This window comes from Bartonella pachyuromydis, from assembly GCF_039543065.1.
GTDB classification, from domain to species: Bacteria; Pseudomonadota; Alphaproteobacteria; order Rhizobiales; family Rhizobiaceae; genus Bartonella; species Bartonella pachyuromydis.
This window is the reverse complement of the sequence record NZ_BAABJA010000011.1, coordinates 16,986-35,496: the sequence shown is the minus strand read 5'-3', so window position 1 is coordinate 35,496 and position 18,511 is coordinate 16,986. Positions and strand designations below refer to the sequence as shown.

At 39.9% G+C, this 18,511-nt stretch carries 19 protein-coding genes; 5 read left to right on the top strand and 14 right to left on the bottom strand.

Annotation, left to right across the window (positions count from 1 at the left end; genetic code table 11):
- Positions 1-226 precede the first annotated feature (226 nt).
- Together ABD917_RS06935 and ABD917_RS06930 are read left to right on the top strand one after the other, a co-directional pair.
- Positions 227-553 carry a hypothetical protein gene (locus tag ABD917_RS06935; RefSeq protein ID WP_345119369.1) on the top strand — a complete coding sequence of 109 codons (327 nt, stop codon included), beginning with the start codon at positions 227-229 and terminating at the stop codon, positions 551-553.
- Between the two features lie 91 nt (positions 554-644).
- Complete coding sequence (locus tag ABD917_RS06930) at positions 645-1,091, top strand: hypothetical protein (RefSeq protein ID WP_345119368.1); 447 nt, start codon at positions 645-647, stop codon at positions 1,089-1,091.
- Positions 1,092-1,638: 547 nt separating this feature from the next.
- Here ABD917_RS06930 and ABD917_RS06925 read toward each other — a convergent pair.
- The gene (locus ABD917_RS06925; RefSeq protein ID WP_345119367.1) at positions 1,639-2,385 is read right to left on the bottom strand and encodes a DUF4167 domain-containing protein; all 747 of its coding nucleotides are present in this window, start codon (positions 2,383-2,385) and stop codon (positions 1,639-1,641) included.
- Between the two features lie 796 nt (positions 2,386-3,181).
- Here ABD917_RS06925 and fdhE point away from each other — a divergent pair.
- Positions 3,182-4,120, top strand: coding sequence for a formate dehydrogenase accessory protein FdhE (gene fdhE / locus ABD917_RS06920; RefSeq protein ID WP_345119366.1), 939 nt, complete (start codon positions 3,182-3,184; stop codon positions 4,118-4,120).
- Between the two features lie 984 nt (positions 4,121-5,104).
- Here fdhE and ABD917_RS06915 read toward each other — a convergent pair.
- Positions 5,105-5,554 (bottom strand): hypothetical protein, encoded by a 450-nt coding sequence (locus ABD917_RS06915; protein WP_345119365.1) that lies wholly within the window; start codon positions 5,552-5,554, stop codon positions 5,105-5,107.
- Between the two features lie 895 nt (positions 5,555-6,449).
- Here ABD917_RS06915 and ABD917_RS08885 point away from each other — a divergent pair.
- Both ABD917_RS08885 and ABD917_RS08880 read left to right on the top strand, forming a co-directional pair.
- On the top strand, positions 6,450-6,860 hold the full coding sequence (locus ABD917_RS08885; protein WP_425548558.1) for a hypothetical protein: 411 nt from the start codon (positions 6,450-6,452) through the stop codon (positions 6,858-6,860).
- 6 nt (positions 6,861-6,866) lie between these two features.
- Positions 6,867-7,253: a phage capsid family protein gene (locus tag ABD917_RS08880; protein WP_425548557.1), complete on the top strand. Its 387-nt coding sequence runs from the start codon at positions 6,867-6,869 to the stop codon at positions 7,251-7,253.
- A gap of 1,018 nt (positions 7,254-8,271) precedes the next feature.
- Here the strand turns inward: ABD917_RS08880 and ABD917_RS06905 are convergent.
- The 12 genes from ABD917_RS06905 to ABD917_RS06850 form a co-directional block, all read right to left on the bottom strand.
- Positions 8,272-8,784 (bottom strand): hypothetical protein, encoded by a 513-nt coding sequence (locus ABD917_RS06905; protein WP_345119364.1) that lies wholly within the window; start codon positions 8,782-8,784, stop codon positions 8,272-8,274.
- Between the two features lie 98 nt (positions 8,785-8,882).
- Complete coding sequence (locus ABD917_RS06900; RefSeq protein WP_345119363.1) at positions 8,883-9,083, bottom strand: hypothetical protein; 201 nt, start codon at positions 9,081-9,083, stop codon at positions 8,883-8,885.
- A gap of 777 nt (positions 9,084-9,860) precedes the next feature.
- Positions 9,861-10,043, bottom strand: a complete 183-nt coding sequence (locus ABD917_RS06895) for a hypothetical protein (protein WP_345119361.1) — start codon at positions 10,041-10,043, stop codon at positions 9,861-9,863.
- Between the two features lie 42 nt (positions 10,044-10,085).
- Positions 10,086-10,370 carry a hypothetical protein gene (locus ABD917_RS06890; protein ID WP_345119360.1) on the bottom strand — a complete coding sequence of 95 codons (285 nt, stop codon included), beginning with the start codon at positions 10,368-10,370 and terminating at the stop codon, positions 10,086-10,088.
- 68 nt (positions 10,371-10,438) lie between these two features.
- Positions 10,439-11,401, bottom strand: coding sequence for a phage tail protein (locus tag ABD917_RS06885; RefSeq protein ID WP_345119359.1), 963 nt, complete (start codon positions 11,399-11,401; stop codon positions 10,439-10,441).
- Positions 11,398-12,537, bottom strand: a complete 1,140-nt coding sequence (locus tag ABD917_RS06880; RefSeq protein ID WP_345119357.1) for a tail fiber domain-containing protein — start codon at positions 12,535-12,537, stop codon at positions 11,398-11,400. The genes ABD917_RS06885 and ABD917_RS06880 overlap by 4 nt, the downstream gene beginning before the upstream one ends.
- Complete coding sequence (locus tag ABD917_RS06875) at positions 12,534-12,992, bottom strand: hypothetical protein (protein WP_345119379.1); 459 nt, start codon at positions 12,990-12,992, stop codon at positions 12,534-12,536. The genes ABD917_RS06880 and ABD917_RS06875 overlap by 4 nt, the downstream gene beginning before the upstream one ends.
- Before the next feature lie 300 nt (positions 12,993-13,292).
- A complete protein-coding gene (locus tag ABD917_RS06870) occupies positions 13,293-14,756 on the bottom strand; it encodes a hypothetical protein (RefSeq protein WP_345119356.1) in 1,464 nt (487 codons plus the stop codon).
- 199 nt (positions 14,757-14,955) lie between these two features.
- On the bottom strand, positions 14,956-15,651 hold the full coding sequence (locus tag ABD917_RS06865) for a phage adaptor protein (RefSeq protein WP_345119355.1): 696 nt from the start codon (positions 15,649-15,651) through the stop codon (positions 14,956-14,958).
- 329 nt (positions 15,652-15,980) lie between these two features.
- A complete protein-coding gene (locus ABD917_RS06860) occupies positions 15,981-17,099 on the bottom strand; it encodes a N4-gp56 family major capsid protein (protein ID WP_345119354.1) in 1,119 nt (372 codons plus the stop codon).
- Between the two features lie 255 nt (positions 17,100-17,354).
- Positions 17,355-18,152 carry a hypothetical protein gene (locus ABD917_RS06855; protein WP_345119353.1) on the bottom strand — a complete coding sequence of 266 codons (798 nt, stop codon included), beginning with the start codon at positions 18,150-18,152 and terminating at the stop codon, positions 17,355-17,357.
- Between the two features lie 109 nt (positions 18,153-18,261).
- On the bottom strand, positions 18,262-18,486 hold the full coding sequence (locus tag ABD917_RS06850) for a hypothetical protein (protein ID WP_345119351.1): 225 nt from the start codon (positions 18,484-18,486) through the stop codon (positions 18,262-18,264).
- Between the last annotated feature and the right edge of the window lie 25 nt (positions 18,487-18,511).

Genomic DNA, 18,511 nt, shown 5'->3' with positions numbered 1-18,511 from the left:
GAACAAATAACCGGAACAAATAACCGGAACAAATAACCGGAACAAATAACCGGAACAAATAACCGGAACAAATAACCGGAACAAATAACCGGAACAAATAACCGGAACAAATAACCGGAACAAATAACCGGAACAAATAACTTCTAAAAACGTTTATTCATCGAATAACGCCCCAAGGCTGACAAATAAAGCTCTATGCTGTCAACCTTTTACTGGAAAATATTTTATGAATAGCCTTGTTTTTATCCTCTTATTGGTTTCATGCACAGATGATTTTAACAGCTGTTATTCTAATAACACCATGGTCGAAATCTATCCCACAGCACAAGCATGTGAACAAGCCCTAATACCTTCGACAAAAAAAATTGCTTCTTATGGGCAACAAATCTTTGCCCAATGCACAAGCATAGAGGCCAATCTACATCAGCAACAAGTAAAGCTCATCTGGTACGTGACAAACCGAGGCAATTTTCTTCTTACAAGCCAAAAGATGCATGATAAGGTCTTCCAAAATTATAAAGCAGATATTTTCTCATCTTATCGCCATTTCTAAGCTTTTCCGCTATAGACCTCTTGCATAAAAAATCGTAAAAGCATAAACCCATCAAGCTCTCACAACCCAATCTGTGGAAAAGTACAGCATAATGGACAATCAGCAAATTCAACCTTCACAAAACAAACAGGCAGAGCAATATACATTGCCGCAAGAACTCCCCTTAGATCCGGCTGTAGAACGGGTGAGAAAAAAGCTCATGCGTTTAATGATTGTTTCCATTGCAATAACGCTTATTCTTATGCTTGCTGTGCTGTTTGGCGTTGTCTATAAAATTATAGCAACGGGATCATCTGCAAAACAAACAGCACTCTTATCCTCTCACCACAAAAATAAAGAAACACTCCACCACACCCTCTCTTTACCCAAAAACACACAGATTCTCTCGCAAAGCCTCTCAGAACACAATATTTCTTTGAAGATCTTAACACCAGATGGGCAGACAAAATTTATGATTTACAATTATCATAATGGTGCCCTTATCGCTGTTCTTTCTGTTGATACAGCAGAAGAAACATTGAACACTCCGCCGCACTAAGAAAATATTTACAAGCACTTATACAATCCTCTTTGATTGAAACATTTTCTTCTACTACAAGCATGTAACCACTCGCCGCCGTCGTGGTTTTCTCTGTATTCCCTTATCTCATACAGGCAAAGAATCCACCTTTTCCACTGATATTTCTCCATTCTGAGAAGTTTATAAGGCAGCTCTTTAAAATGCCAAACGCATGCAAAACACAAAAACTCGAAGCGTGCCTTTTTAAAAACACACCACTACTTGTGAGAGAACAAGATCTCTCACAAACACTTAAACAGAATTTACTGATTTAAACATTTTCTTCTGCTACAAGCATGTAACCACTCGCCGCCGTCGTGGTTTTCTCTGTATTCCCTTATCTCATACAGGCAAAGAATCCACCTTTTCCACTGACATTTCTCCATTCTGAGAAGTTTATAAGGCAGCTCTTTAAAATGCCAAACGCATGCAAAACACAAAAACTCGAAGCGTGCCTTTTTAAAGGCACACCACTACTTGTGAGAGAACAAGATCTCTCACAAACACTTAAACAGAATTTACTGATTTAAACATTTTCTTCTGCCGAAGATGTAACCACTCGCCGCCGTCGTGGTTTTCTCTGTATTCCCTTATCTAATACAGGCAAAGAATCCACCTTTTCCATTGACATTTCTCCATTCTGAGAAGCTTCTTCTGAAGTTTCCCGAGACAGCTCAAAATGAGAAAGTTCAAGGGATGGTTCTTCTTGGGTCCGCACAGTACGCCGCCGTGAAGTACGCCGCGTTTTTTTGACAGGCTCAACATTATTCTCTTCATGGGAACATTGCTCTGAGAGATTTTTTTCATCCAACAAAGTATTTGCTTCTAATGTTTCTTCCCGTGCATGCCCATTTTGCGTCTTAGTATGTTGATCATGAGCATTTTTCGAGACAGTTTGTAATACATCTGTATCACAACTAGCAGTGTCTTTTTTTTCAGCTTCAGCGTTTATTTCACTGCCTTCTTGCTCATTGCTCTCATCCCGTCGGGCATATTGTGTTTGCCCAACGGCTGCTAAAATAATACGCAAATAATGTTCAGCATGTTGTAGATAATTCTCCGACATAACACGATCGCCAGCACCCTGTGCATCACGCGCAAGACTGATATATTTATCAGCAATTTGCTGAGCATTTCCGCGAATTTTTACATCCGGACCGCTACTTTCATAATTGCGAGACAACGGGTTTGGGCCGCGACGATTATTATTATTGTTGTTACTATTGTTATTATTATTGCGACCGCGTACCCGTCTATTTTGTTGTGGCCTCATTTTGATCCCTTTTTGGAGTGTGTGTGTCTTAATTGACTCTTCTTCATTGCATTATTTTCCGATAACGCTCATCATATTTACAATACGGTTATCAGGCTATCCGCGTTTTATTTCACTCAAATCATACCTACTGATATTTGATAAAGCATATATTTCTTGAAAATCATAAAAACAGCAGGGAAACCATAAGTTCAAAATTCCCTCTTCCTCTGTTAACCAGAAAAAACCTAGTGATGTTCACATAAAATGCCAAGTGTTTTTTTTTAAATAGACCATATTTTACTAAAAAAATAACCATCTTGTGGAAAAACAAAAATAAGAACAAATATAAGAATACACACCTCTAGCAAAAAAACACCCTCTGCCAGAGAACAAATAAAACTCTCTCTTTTGCTTTAAAACCACCGATTCTAAAAACGCCTAATTGCCTGCCCCCTCGTGCACCCAACTCATAAGAACTTACATTTTCATAAGTTACTGCGCGACTATATTTATGTGAGCATAGCCTTTCTTTTGCGCAAAAGCAACCCTTTTGTAAGCAATCATCCACCATCACTTCACAAAAACTGTTACTTTTTATAAATAGATGAACAAGAAGCATTATTCAAGTCCTATAAACATTAACAAATCAATCTTCTTGCGAAAGCGTGCTCACTGTTTTACAAATCTCTCTTTAGTGCCATAAAATTCATAAGGAAACCGGATTTTTCATTTAAATTAAGTTTAGTATACAATCCACCATACATAAAGAGTGTAAAACAGCAAAATAGAGACTTATGAGAAAGAAACAGCCGACATGCCACACTCTCCAAAAAATTTGGAATTTCCTGAAAATACGATGCGATCCATGAATAAAAAGGGCACCACGAATTCTCCTGTTTTTGTTATCCTTCCTCATCAGGAGAGTTTGTTTGCCAAACGAGCACAGCGTTTTGGGCATTTAACCAATAACTTTAAGAATAAACAAGCCCCCCTTTTTTTTGCGCATTTTTGTCGTGCCCAACAACAATCAATCGAATATTTTAAAGATTTTGCTATTCCCCTTAGTCGTTTTGCGGCTCCCACAACCCCTCCTCTTGATCGCTCAAAATTCTTAATGTTGGGCTTGTATGAAAGTATTGTTGGTGATTTTTTAAAACGTCTATCACAGCTCCTACTTCCCAACCAAGCCTTTTTGGCAACAAAGGCTGAAGCTTTAAACCGTACAAGACAACAAAAAGATCAATGGCGCCTTTGGGGAGATAATCTGTTCAAGCACAAGCTTTCCCAACAACAATTAGCAGAACATATTTTTATCACCGGCGCACTACAAATCATCTCTTCTCTTGCCGCCTCACAACTGAATGTGCAACAGTTAACCCCACAACAAAACAACCTCTGTCCTGCTTGCAGCGGAACTCATACCGCCACCCTAGTTCTTGAGGATACCTCGCAAGAAACCATCAAACTTTGTTCTTGCCTTTATTGCGGAACCCTCTGGCAAATTCCACACGCCCAGTGCACCTTTTGTGGAGAAACGCAAAACACTTCCATCTACACCAGCAAAAATATGCCCGACGGCATTTTACTGGAAACCTGTCAGACATGTGGCTCTTATTGCAAACAAATCAATCAGCAGAAAAACTCCACATACGATGTTTTTGCCGATGACATAAGCACCCCCATCGCTGACTTTATGCTTAAAACTTCTTTTCCTTTTAAGGATAAGAGTTTTAATCCCTTTTTAGCAGCATAGCAAAACTAAATTGTTGCCCTAGAAAACTTACCAAAAAAGCCCTAAAAAAACCCCACTTCCAGCAGCTGCAAAGGAAAGCTGCTGGAAACTCATGGAACGGTAACAAGAGATCTAAAATCATGGACCTTAACTACAGAGAAATACAAAAATATGAAGATCTTTTATCACCTAACGCGTACTACAACATGTGCAAAAACATCTCTTTTTATCAATAATAATACGGCAGTTTTATGATTTAATTAAAAATTTTTAAGCTAATATTATACAAGTAAATATCACATCAACTTATAAAGATAATTCATTGTTTTATAGCTTGAATGAAACACCTTCATATGAGTGGAATTTTTTCATTTCAAACTTATTTATATTTCATCAATCAAAACTATTTGCTTGCACCCCACAAACGGGATTGGTATGGGCTGAAAACCCCTTAATAAATAACGAAAAAAATGCCTCTTATAACCACTCTCAGACACCACACTCTGTAACAATATGGAGAGCAAGAAAAGGGTAGAAGTGGCTTACATCTTAAGAAAATGAATAATCCTCACACCCTCTAAATGAAAGCCAAAAGAACTTGCTCCTGCATCTCTTCTTTTCCTTTAAAACTATACCCATGAAGGATAAATTTAAAAATATTTTGCTGCTTATCTTTTCATCCTTATGGTGCTCAAAGATATTTTTTAACGCATAAGTTCAAGAAGAAAAATCTTATTGTATATCCCCCATTTTACCATATATCTATTATCGTTTTAAGTTATCCTTTTTCAAAAGGAGGGTAATGATAAAAAGTGATGTTTTTTAAAGCAATAAAACAATTTTTTTAAAAACAGCTTAAGGGCATAAAATAATAACAAGATTTCTGTCCATAATGATGATCATGATATAAAATAGTGTGACCACAGGCACAAAGACTTTGCCATTTTTGCACTCACTTTCCCCTCTTCTTCAAGAGTTATATAGAGATATATTTTTGTATAACACTTAGAAGTGATTGCGTTTACCTTCTTTACCTTCTGTGTCTTCTTTTTCATTGAGCAAACAATCTCTTAAGAGAAAATAATTACCGTCTCCAGGGCGCACTATGGCCATACATTTTTTCTTTTCTGTATTAGAAAGTCTATCCCACATTTCACGAATAGAAAAATAGGCTTCACTTTCCAAGTTAAGACAATGCTGATAAACTTCCCTCTTCATGTCAGGCATAACTGAAGCAGCAATTTCCTTGCAATAGACACGGTGATCGAACACTGGAATAGTCAATTCGACAGGTACTTGTTGTGTTATTTGTTTATTGGCAGAAAAATAATGAATCGCTTTTACAAAAAGAAAACAAAGTATTATTACACAAAACAGCAGCATGAAAACAAAAGCGATCTTGCGATATAATCTTTTGAAATACGCTTTTCGTCTTGCGCGGATTCTTTTTTCCATAAAGCTCCTACCCTTTAGCCTCTGAAGCTTGTTTTTTGACAGCAAACAACGATAGCAGCACAAGACACAACATACATGTTACAACCGCAAAAGCTCAATCTTCTTATCTCTAAACACGCCTTTTTTCTGTATCATCAACATTTTATTTTTATCGTTTTCAACTCTCATTGGAAACTTTTTCATCCGCTTTATAAAGAGGCATTATCATAACAGTTGATAGATGTAAAATTCTATACAAGCAGTATAACGGATTTTTCTATCAGGATAAATAAACATCCTCATTTCCCGTGATCCCATCCCCATTTTTCAGAATAGCACAACCACTCCATGTGCTGTGTAGCGTTTTTCTGGCTTCATAAGACTAGAAAATTTTGCACCCTGCCCTCCCTTTCCCAAATCCTCCAGCAAAGAAACCAACCGCACATCTCTGCTTTGCTATTTGTGGGAAATCCCAAAGAAAAATACGCCCACCTCTTCACCAAGTATTTTGTACAAAATGCCCCTCTTCTCACCAAGCATTCTCTCATGAAAACAAAAGCGTGTATCTCAATGTTTATTATGGAACAGCACACCATAATTAAGACATTATTATGACACGGAATGAGGAGAGGAGTTTCTCTATTCCTCGCCCCATCAGTATACAAGAGGGGCATGGAAACTGATTTTTGTCCTTTTACCTTTTTGCGAGGAAAGCTTTGCGATGGAAAAAAACATAAAATCTTCTTGCGACATTGCACCTCTTTTAGGCGATAAAGATAAAAACAACATCATTCAAGTAGAAGAGAAAACGGGAAAAGAATAGAAGTTTACAGTTTCTTTTGATTTCTGTGTTCCAATTTCTGAGACTGAATCGCGTCCTCTTTATGATAAGGTGCAAATTGAAGAGCTTAGATATTTGCTCCACTCGCCCGATAGACATTGTCGTGATAAACAAGAGGCTGAAGATCACCTTGTTGAAGCGTGTGACGAATTGTTAAGCCTCATATTTTTCATTCACGTCTGTGGTTATACCGCAAAAGACATAGATGTTAATGGACTAGACTTGACTCTCAGTTCCATCCATTACGGCTTTAATGAACCAACCGTTCCCACCAATAAACGCATCATACGCCTTCATGGAGTGCCAAAGGATGAAGACTTAACAGATCCAAAACAACACGGTCTCACCCTTGATCTGATAGACCAAGCTGTCATACGGGCAAAATGTACAGACCGCAAAATCCGCCCAATATCTATCAACAACAGAGAATTCTACGTTCTCTACCTCCATCCCACCCAAGGGACACAATTAAGAAACAGCACTTGAGCTGAGATGTGGAGAGGTATTCAAACTGCAAAGGAATGGATGCATCTTGACAAAAATCACCCTCTTTTTCAAAATTCACTTGATATCTATCATGATGTTATTTTGCGAGACTCTGCGTATGTAACCCAAGGAATTCACTCCGCAAAAAACACCGCTCTTGACCATGTGCGGCGTGCTGTTTTGCTGGGACGGCGAAGTGCCATCATGGCTTTTGGAAAAAACTATAGCTTTACAGATTATGCCATAAAGGATGACAAAGAACGATCCGCTATGGCTCTTGAAACCATCCTTGGGATGAAAAAAACGCGCTTCACCAATCCTTATAACTCTCAAGAGATGCAAGACTTTGGCGCATTTGTCATTCCAACCCATGCTGTTCACCCATCTCGATAATTGCGAAAGTTCTATAGTCCTGTTCTTTGAAGTGTTCTTGCGAAAAAGAACAATCACAATAAAACATCATTCTGCTTGACTGTTTCTTAAGAATGCAGAAAATAAAAAGCCCCGCTTCAAAAACGGGGCTTTAACAATATTAGAAAGAGCAATGATGGCAACATTAAAAAGAAAGACAAGAAGCAACATATGACCAATAAAAATTGATGGAAAATAGTCTTATTTGCAAGAAACGCTCACGCATGCTAATTAACTTTCTTGAGAGAGAAAAGAACGAAAGCTGCTTTGAGCTCTCAAACCTGCTACAAGACCGCACCATACATTCTTCGTAATCATGAAAATGCTTTATAAATATTTTTAAATCTGGTCTATTTTGGCAATTCAATTTAGTAGCAAGCGCTTTTAAAAGAAATGAAGAATGCCAAAAGCTTCTGTCCTTCATTTAGGGAAAAAGGGACAAGAACAGTAAATGATGCATCGGTGAAAAACCGCCTCTCCTCTTCTTGAAACTTTACACAAAGCGTATGAGGATTTTTTGACCACAAAGGCTTAGCTTAAAAAAAACGTAACGAGTTATCTTATTGCAAACAAGACATTATAGCAAAGAAAACGCGCCACTATTGATACGATGCCCCATTGCTTGGATAGCAACAGGACTTTGAGATGTTGAGTAGCAGAAATTTTCTATTGTTCTACGCATGCCGAATTCTCTGTTGAAATATTTCATATCAAAAATGTATGACGATATTGAAAGATCCCATTGAAAAACGAACTGGAAACATACCTAGACAATACAGTTTGTCTCTTTTCCGCATCCTTAGCAAGGGAGACTTTGGTTTTCTACCTTAAGCCCAATATATTCTTACCAACTTTTTTCCTGATACCATCAAAGCCATGCTTTGCACTCTCGACTTTAAAACTCTTCATATTATCTATAACGGCGTTGCAAGAAGAATTAAAATCTATGCCAGCCGTTATATCACTGAAGGAACTAAAGACATTCATTCCTCCACCAACTTTAAGGCTTGTATTTCTGGTGAGATTTCCAGAGGAATGAGAGTATCTCACTCATATCAGGACTGATACCGCTCATATTTTTACTTATATTATTGAGCTTAAAATCGCTATCAGCATGAAACTTTACATCGTTTATTGGACTAGTTAAAGAACTAGATAACTCGCCTATTTCACTGGTAGCACAGCTTACACTGCCCACATTCTGACCTTCACTATATAACTTAATATTACTGCCAGTATCAATCTGTACACTATAAATTGGTGTAGTTAAGAAGCTAGATGGCTTATCCATCTCACTGATCTCATGAAGAGCATTGCTCACATTCTCACCTTTAACATAGAGCTTAATATCATTACCAGAATTAAGCTCTATACCACGAATTGGAGCACTTACAGAACTGGATAGATTAAGATTCATGTTGCTCCCAACATGAAGAGGCGCCTCCTCCATTATAAGACTTCCAGAAGGCTGTAAATGAATTTTTCTATCCTCTTCATGAGGTTTACTAGCCATGATTCTTATTTCACCACCGGTTTTGCTATACTCAGACTCACTTTAATTCCTCCACCGCTCCCTTTACTGCTTTGATCATTTTCTGTCATATCCCGTTGTTACTTGATAGGCGTAAGATCTGTTTTTTGCCATTGTTTTTCTAAAACATTCAAGCGCTGCGAGATTTGTGCCATATCTTCATGCATTTGCTTTAACAGTGCATTCAAAGGGGCATGTACCATTCTTCCGCTTACGTAAAGCACCACGCGGATATGTTCAGGATCATCAATATCAGCAATAGAAAATGGAAAAAGTGCCATTGCGTTCTCTCCTTCTTCCGAACTCTCCCCGATATTGGGAGCTTCCAGAGCATTGTTACCAACAAACTTTTATACTATGCAGCCCCCCAAAGGAGAGCCATTGCGAAACTCTTGAAAAAATTGAGGACGCTTGAGCAAAAATCGTCTTAAAATGCTCTCAACAAAAATGATGGTCCGCCAATCTGACACCTCATTTTTTCACAATCCATTGAAATAAAGAACATTTTCCCTGCAAAGCTGCTCTTCTACCCCCAGCACGACATAAAGATGCTTTTCTGCAAAACCAACCTTTTTAAACTGAATCGCTAAAATTCAGCCCCACACCTTGTAAGCCTAACGGACAAAACGAAGAGTGCTAAAAAGCCAGCTCAAACAGCCAACTCTCCACGAATACTTCCATAACGCTCTCTTCAATATTTTTCTTTATGGCATTTCTACCTTACAGTGCTCAACATCCCTGCAACTATAAGCAAAATGGAACGAAGCAATGGAAAAGCAGTCTACAAAAATTCCAAATGCTCCAAGGACTGACTAGCATCAGTCCATCACCATTCTCTTACAGCTTTGCCAATCCTCTTCTTGTTCTTCAAGCTAATTTTAAGACCACCATACCAGCTCATCTAAAATACACACGCCCCTCCCCACATCATCATCAATCTGTCAGATAGAGAAAGCTGTAGAAATTTTACTTCTTGCCAAAAGAGCCACTACATTATTCTCCACTCACACAAGCCATAGCAAAGATAAAAGAAACACAGATAATCTTTACATGGAACATCACGCACCAACAGGAGCAAAGATGCCTAAAAATGCCCCTCTCATCACACACTCCTGAGCCAATTTACTAGATACAACAAATTCTTGCTGCAAAACACGGGGAGAAAAACGCTTAGCAAAACCAACAATACCGTTGCCTTCTCCATATCCAAAGTAAAAAGGAATCAACAGACTAAGCAGCACAGCTCCACGATGGAAAAATTACATTATATCTTTCACTTTTTGTCACAAAACCTTGAACAAAGCCAAGAGAAGCATAAACACAGCAAGGATAGCTTCTTTCCAGAAAGGCAAGCGCCAAATTTCATAAGAGCCAAACCCAATTCCATTGTTTAAAAATCTCATGTCTCTTAACTCTCCTAGTAAGAAAAGCCACATATCAAGAGAGAACGCAGCAGAACCACCTCTTTTCCGACAAGGATACAGTAAAGCTTCTTGATAAAGTACAGAGAACAATAAAAAGAGAACAGAGGAAATGAGAATATCATCACCGTAAATTCCATAATGCATCTGTTATAAGCGCTTTTTTCATAACAAGCATTGTGCAATCATTTTGATCACTGTAAGAATTTTCATTCTCACGCTTTGATAGCATAAACAACCGCCACATTGACGGGACGTGTTTCATCACCGCCTGTTTTTTCCAAAATGACTTTATGTTCATGCGCCCCTGCAAAAGTCGTATCCACCGTTCCTGGACCGTTAAAGTAATAACTATAATTCCCTTTGTAAACCTCTATACCAAAGGGCTTAAGATTAAAAATTCTATGTGTATGAGCCCCTGTTAAATCTGTTTTCCCTTGGTGGCTATGGGCTTTAAAAGACTCTTCTTGTATGCTTCCCAAGCGGCGTCCTTTATCGATATTTCTTCCACTATCGAGCCCACGCAAAAACATTGCACGCAAATCGGGCACATTAAAAGTTGTTAGCCCATCACCGCGTCCCCATGTTTCACCGAGAACAGCAAAAAGACTTGCATAGGCCTTGCGAGAATAAGCCTTACCATCACAAAGCAACCAACCATATGGTATTTTTTCTGTGGCAAAAGTACCAATAAAGCCAGGAGGGGAAAAACTTTGTGTTGGATTGGTTAAAAACCAACCATCAGCATTTTTTCCGGCAATATCACAAACATAGACGAGTTCATAAAGTCCCCCCTTTTGCATTTCGCCCCCCTTGAGAAGCGCAAGACCATCGGAAGTTACCATATAAACAGGACGTGGGAGCAATTGATTTAAGGCAACATTTGTGATACCGCTATTTTTCTCCTGTGCCCTAAATCGCACCACAATCCCGCCTTCATAAGCTTCAAAAGAAGATTTTGTCATCAAACGAATAGCTGTTTTGTCATTGTCCTTATCAAGGCTAAACTGTGTGTTAATCACCCCGCCATGATCCAATAAATATTCTTTGATACGTTGCATCATAACGCGCGCACTGTCATTGACTGAACTTGGCGGTTGTCCCTCTGCCCAATTGATGTTCTCATCGGCATAGGCATTCTTTGATGCAATAAGGGACCAATCATAAATCGAACTCATAGTAGATATCCTTTTTGCCAGAAAAACAAACGCACAAAGAGAGAGGAGAAAAAGTGAGCAATTCTCTTTTTAAGCGTTGTGATTTTTTTCATTTGCACTTTTTCCATTTTTAGGCCGATTTTGTCATAATCGACATGCAACAATTTTGTTTTTGCGTTTATAAACACAGCCTCCGGTTTCAAGCGCAACACCTCTTGAGCCAAAACACCACGGTAGCGTTGTGGATTGCCCTTATAATTAAAACTATAGAGGGAATAGCCCTTTTTTTTGCCCTCTAGGAGCATATTTTCTTTTGCTCTCACATCAGACAGTCCTAAAATTCCTCCCACAAGTCCAAGCACTTGTTGTGCATCGCGCAATGGATCTTTTATCACAGAAGGCATTGTTGTTGATTTTCCTGATGTTGTTCCGTAATTTCCAGCCGCCTGTGTTCCCACGCGCAACAATTGTTCTAACCGGTTCCACTCCTGATTATCTTGCTCTTCCCACTTTTGCCGCTGTGCATCTAACATATTCTGACGGTTCATATCTTGGATAAGACCGCCCTTTAGAGCATTGCTTTGCGCATTACTTTGCCCCTGATAATAATTATTTGCCGCATTCACCTGATCATATAGAGAGCGATCAATCATCTGATTAGCATTCATCATATTACGCACATCTTGATTATATTGCTCTGCACTCGCCTTTGTTGCCAATGCCCCAAGCTCATCGGCGAGCACTCCGGTATGGGCACCAGAACCATAGCGCCCCGCTCCCGACATCGATTGATTAATAGCATCAGACGTTTGACTTAAGGCATTTTGCAAAGCAGCATTAAATTTACTATTTCCGCCAATCCAGTCCCCCTTAGCCATACCAAGCAAGTTATAAGCGCTTTGGGTTGGTGTATTAAACCACTGTGTCAATGCTGGATTATTATACTGAGAAGCGGCCTGTTGTAGACCGGTGAGAGCATTTTGTGTTATAGAACCAAGACCCGCAACACGCTCTCCTTGATAAACATTTCCGCCAATTCCCTTATTATAAAGGTCAAGTGCTTGGCCGCTTGCTTTTTTAAAGATATCAGCAGCCCAGGCGGGTGGTGCATTTGTTTGTGTTGTCGTTTGTACTTGAGGTGTTGTTTTTCTACTCATGAGGCTAAAACCTTTCTATAATGAATAAGATTACGAGAATATCCGTGATGGCTAAGCATTTTAGCCCATCCCGCTCTTCCAAACATTTGCACTTCCTCAGCATGAATTGTTCGCGCCCATTTTTCGACCTTATTGATCAAATTGACCAATTCCAGCCCTCCCTCTCCAGCCATATCTGAGAGGACAACGCGTTTTTTCCCTGTATGGGTACTTTCCACTTTGGTAATGGCAAAGGCGCTAAATTTTTTGTTATCTTTCAAGACCAGCCACAATTGTGCTTGCCCACTGATGAGTTCTTTGGCAATTGTTTGCAGACAAACATCATCCGGAAAACGTTCAGCATATTTTTTCAGTGCAGCATTAAGAGCCTCTTGATAAGGTGCTATTTTTTCCCATGACCATTGCGCTGTGAGATGGGCGGTATAAGAATTTTTCTTATCATACTGCTCTATCATGAGGTTAGCATTTTCTGCTCTCGCAATTCTCAGCTCTTTCACAGCACTCCAACAAGCTTTAAGCTTTCCGCACAACATAGCTTTTCACATTATTCCTTTATGACAGGAGACATGCTCACCGCATCATTCCTCTATATGGAGCTTCCCCTATAACTTTTATAGAAAGGCCGCATAACTCTTTATTGGCAGCTATGGGGAAGACACATTCACCCCGTAACTCTCTTATAGAGAAAACACTCACCAAATACTTTTTTAATGATAGTCACGCTTATCGCATAACTCTTTTATGAAGAGGCACACTTATCGCGTACCGGCAGCCTTCAATTCCACATCAAACCCCGTCACATGAGACCAATTCACGCCCTCAGGGATGCGCAATTTAAAGCGATAAAATCGTGCCCTTGCGCGGGCATGAATTTGCCCCGTATGATAAGAAGGTTGTCTTTCTGGCAACCACACTATCTTCTCCTCAAGAGATTGGCGAAAACGCATTCCCACAGACAGATAGAACTCTCCACTATTCACTTGAGGCATAATATTCTTCACGCGTGTTATCACGCCATTTGTCTGTCCCATTTCTTGTGATATCACCATACAAGCCATAGGGTGGCCAGAAAACGAGCCAAGTCTCCCTTCTCGATCAAATGCACCAAGAATAGGAGATTCATTTTTCCAAGCTTTACTATCAAGCGAAAAAGACAAATCATCAATGCTCTTCGTTACTTGATCGAGACCTTCTAAAGTGGTTCCGGCCAAAAAAATGGGCAAAATCATTTTGATATCCACGACTGCTTTTGTCCATTTTTGCAATCCCCAATCATAAATGAGCAAAATGCGTTTGTGTATGCTTTCATCGCTATCCACCATCCAATAAACGCGATTATACACCCCATCAATAGCAGCAGACAGAGTATACAGATTATTCTGCCTCGATTTTGCCATCATAGTTCGGTCGACTTTTTCAAAGCCAATGGGTATAATTTGCCCCTCATTGGTGATCTGATAAAATCCACCCTCATCAGCAAAGAAGGCAAGATCGCCTCGACAAACGATAGATTCAGCGTTTTTTGCCCCACGTTTATCGTGAATTTTTTGAAAACTAAAAATAATTTTAGAGCCAGGGATAAAAGAACCGGCATAGATAGCAGACCGCATAAAGATAATTGGATTTGTTGTTTCGGTTGCCCCTTGCACAAACTCCCCATCGGGGAAATCCTGATAATCGCAGCTTTTTTTCCCCACAGTCCAAAATTCGGCATCGTTCAATCCAGACCAATGAACACGTCTTGGATGCTCGGTTAATTTCATCAGACAGACGAAATCTCCCCACACCCGCACAATTCCCGCTTGTGGTGGATTTCCGCCTAAATCTCTAAATCTTTTATCATGATTAATGTCGATGACTTGAGGTTTATCATTAGCATTAACAGCGATCACATAATCGCCAAACAAAGCAAACGACCATGGAGCATCAACATTGGCAAGATAAGATTTTCCATTTTGGCTAATATCTTTCCAGCACTTTGTGGTATTGTCGAGAAGGTAGATTTTTTGTTCTGTCCCCACAACAATAGACACACCATTTTTTGTTCTCACCGCCAAAGCGCCTAAAATTGGATCCAGAAAAGGCTCTGATAATGGTTGAAAGCTCGGCATAGGAATATAGGAACCATCGGCCGGCAACACATTAACGAGTTCATCTGTAAACAATCCATTAATGTCAGCAACATCAGGCCGATAATCAGCAATTGGAAAAAAAGCCATTGAGTCCCCCATGAGAAGAATATCTGCAAAACCTTATGGCAATGTTTTAAAGTACAAAGGTCTATTTTAATGACAAGAGCCTAAAGTAGGCTCTATCACAAAAGTGTAAACCACCAACACCAGCCGTCAGCATCAACCACCGGCATCAACCGCGAGCCCTAGCCGCTAGCGTCAATGATCAATAAGAGAAAAAAGTTCTTTAAAACGCCATAGGCAGAATATTTGTAGTCCCTTTTCGGCGTGATGTTTCACACCGCAAAGCTTGCAGCTGTTCTTGAAAATCGCGAAAAGCAGCCGCAGCATATTCAGGATCCTTGAGAATATTTTTACAAAGCTCGTATTTTGCCCGTGCTTTAATGAGGTCAAAAGCATGAAAAAACCAAGGATTATCGGCCTCTCTCAATTGTTGATCTTCCAAATAAACACACGCATAAATAACACACACGCTTTCAATCTGTTTAGGTGTTGGAAACAAACCTATTTTCTGATCACGATAGGTATAAAAGAGAGGCTCTCCTTGCGGTGGCTGTAATCCATATTGTTTTTGCAACGCTTCAGGGGATTTAAAAAGCAATGGTATTTGAGTTACATTCTGTATTCCTAAAAGAACAGACTCCACAGCCTTTTCTGATTCAATAAAAATGCCCTCTTCTTTGCCATACCATATTTTTCCAGGTTGTGTTTTAAAGGTCAGCTGTTTTTTTTCATTAAAGAACAAAGGTTCCCGTTCGCACAAGCGCAAAGCGGTAAAAATGGAGTCTCTAATTTGTGTGGAATATTCCGCTGTTGTATCATCAATTTCATCTTGAATAAGCGCAACCATAGAGGAAAAAGTTTTACCACGGTCTGCATGTGTAGAATCGAGATAATCTGAATAAATGGAAAAAATGGTCATGGGCAATGATAATCCTTTTGCGTGTGAAGCCTTTTAGGTATTTCTCCCGCAAAAAACATCTTCTGTTGAGAGAAAGAATTCGTAAGCTTTCAAAGGAGTCTTAAGCGAGCACTCCAGAAGCTAAAATCATGCATGGAGAGAAGTTCTTCCCTCTTTACTCTCACAATTTCTCTAGAATATTTTGTTGAGAAAAAATGAGAGCAGCACAAAAAGCAGGCATCAATTGCTATCTATGATCATACCACGATTCTTGACACCTGCTGATTGATGAAAAAAGCCAATGTGCCCCTTCTCAACAGAACATTCTGTTGAGAAGAAGCATAACACCTTTAAGCAGGTGCTGCATAGGTTGGGATCACGATAGTAGCAAAATCTTGTGCGCCTTGTGAACTTCCAGGCAAAGTGAAGCAAGTTTTTTTCATACCGATAATGGTTTTTGCTGCAACACCGAATTCGCGTTCATAGTCGAACAGTTCTTCCACCAATTTATAGCGTGTAGCACCACGGTCTTTTCCAAAAGCAATCACAGCACTTTGTGCACCAAGCAACACCGCACGACGCACATTTGGCACTGCTTTGTTTGTTGAACCGGACTCAACACCTTCGGTAACATGTTCAGCCTCACGTAAAATAACACCATTATACATGCCAAGCGAACCATCATAGAGTGGGTTTTTAAGGCGGCTTCCACTATAGATTGCCTTGGTAATGTCGAGCCATTGTCCAGCATCCGTATTGGTTCGCAATTGCGTAACTTGAGTTGGATGCAGATAAAGCACATAGACATTTTCACCATCAATGCGCACAGGTCTAATTTTGGGATTAGCGAGCTTCGCCCGTTCAACGGCTTTATCCACCAGATCAAGATTAAAAACATCATTTTCTTTCAAGTCTTCATCTTTTGTTTTTCCATAAGGACGCACAACGCGTTTATCGGTTGGCGCAGTTGGTGCATTAAAGCCATAATGAACAGGTTTAAGAGTAATGGTGCGTCCCTCAAAGTTAATGGCTTTTGCGGTATAGCCACACACCTGAATAAAGAACATCAAACTCAAGCGATCGGCATACCAATCGACCAAGCCGTTTTTGGCTTCGGTGCGTAAATCGTGCAAGATACGTTGCTGATCAATAGTACCTTCATTTTTGACCCGCACCGCATGAACAAGTTCATTAATCGCCAAGCGATCACTCAGAAATTGCAGGGCTTCTTCATTTCCCTCAAGGGACTCTCCTTCACTCACCCCATCGCCAAGTAACTGGACACGCAAATTAAAGCTAATGGCATCACCACTTGCTTTCGTGATTTCATCCTTTAATTGTACGATACTGTTTGAATCATTACCAATCAATGGCGCAATAGGAATTGCTTTTGAAACTTCTTGGTTTAACAGTTTAGACCATGTGCGCACTGCCATTGGATCATTAATTCCGATATAAGTTACAGTCATGTTATCCTCTAAAAGTTGATTGAGATAAAAAAACCGGCAAGGTGCCGGCTATTGAATTCCACATTGCTCATTTTCAGATGGTGGATCAGTTATTAGGTATTTTGTCTAATTTGATTGATTATCCTCCCCCATTGAGAAACATCACATTCTCATTCCGAGAATTCCCCCCAGCACCCGCGCTAACACCGCATAGCACCCGCACCAATATCCCATACCCTCAACATGGTGACTTTAAGAATTCCCCCACGGAGGCTGTTAAGATTCTCGCCCGCCCATAAGACGATTAAAAGCCGCTTTGTTTTTGGGATCAGCAACCCAATGGCTAAATTCTGCTTCCGACATTTTATCGAGCATCTCCAAAGAAATAGGTCCATGAGGCGTCATACCGTTATAGGCCGCTAATGTGCGTGCAGAATTTTGTCGTTCCTGCAAATTTTCACCAATGTTATTGGAGGTATTGGTGTAGCCAATTTTTTGCGCAATAGAGTAGATCACTTCAGCGGGATTTTGATTTTTCTTCGCACAATCGCGCAAGATTTGTTTTAATTCATGACCAATCAACGCATCCACAACATTTGGATCTGCCATTTCCGGATAGAGTGAAGAGAAAGCAGCCAATTGTTTTGCGCGGGTATCATAAATAAAATCAGCCGCTTGATCAAAATCTTGATGCTTTTGTTTGGCATTCACAACAGATTTCTGGTAGAAAGCATGCAACTGTTCTGCTTCAGGGTTCATAGAAGGGGCTTGTTCAGAGTTCAACGCGCCTTGTTTATGGAGTGCTTTTCCCAACCATTGTATATAACCCATAAAATCTTTTTGCGGGTCTGGTGGAGCATCAGTTTCTACTTTCCCTTGAACATCTTGTGACTGTAGAGCTGGTTGCATGGATTGCTGTTGTTGATATTCACCTTGACGCTCTTGGAAATTTTCTTCTAAGGCTGTTGTTTTTTCTCCAGCATCAATTGCACAGTTTTCCCCCTGTAGAGCTTCGGAAAGAGAACTCTGTTTCAAATGGTTTTGTTCTGCTGGTGTTAAATGTTCTTGATCCATAATGTTGGCCTTTTCTCTTGACAATAAGATGATATTTCAAATGATGCTGTTTATTTTCGCGCATTCACTTTCTACAAAAGGGCGCCCATCGTCTGCCCCTCCAGCATGATCAACGTGCGCTCTGCTCTCTTTGCACCGTGATTGCTTTACTTTCAACAATTCCCGCCCCGCGAAACTCTCCAGCATCACTAAACTGCCCTCCATCACTGTCAGGAGCATTTTGCCCCTCCAAGCCTCTATATGTTTGCACGTTGCGTGCCACTTCTGGAACTTGTGCTTTACAAGCAATTTTATGGAGAGACCGATACGAGCCAAGGAGAAATGCATAAAGCAATCGCCTCTCTTAAACCACGAGGTAG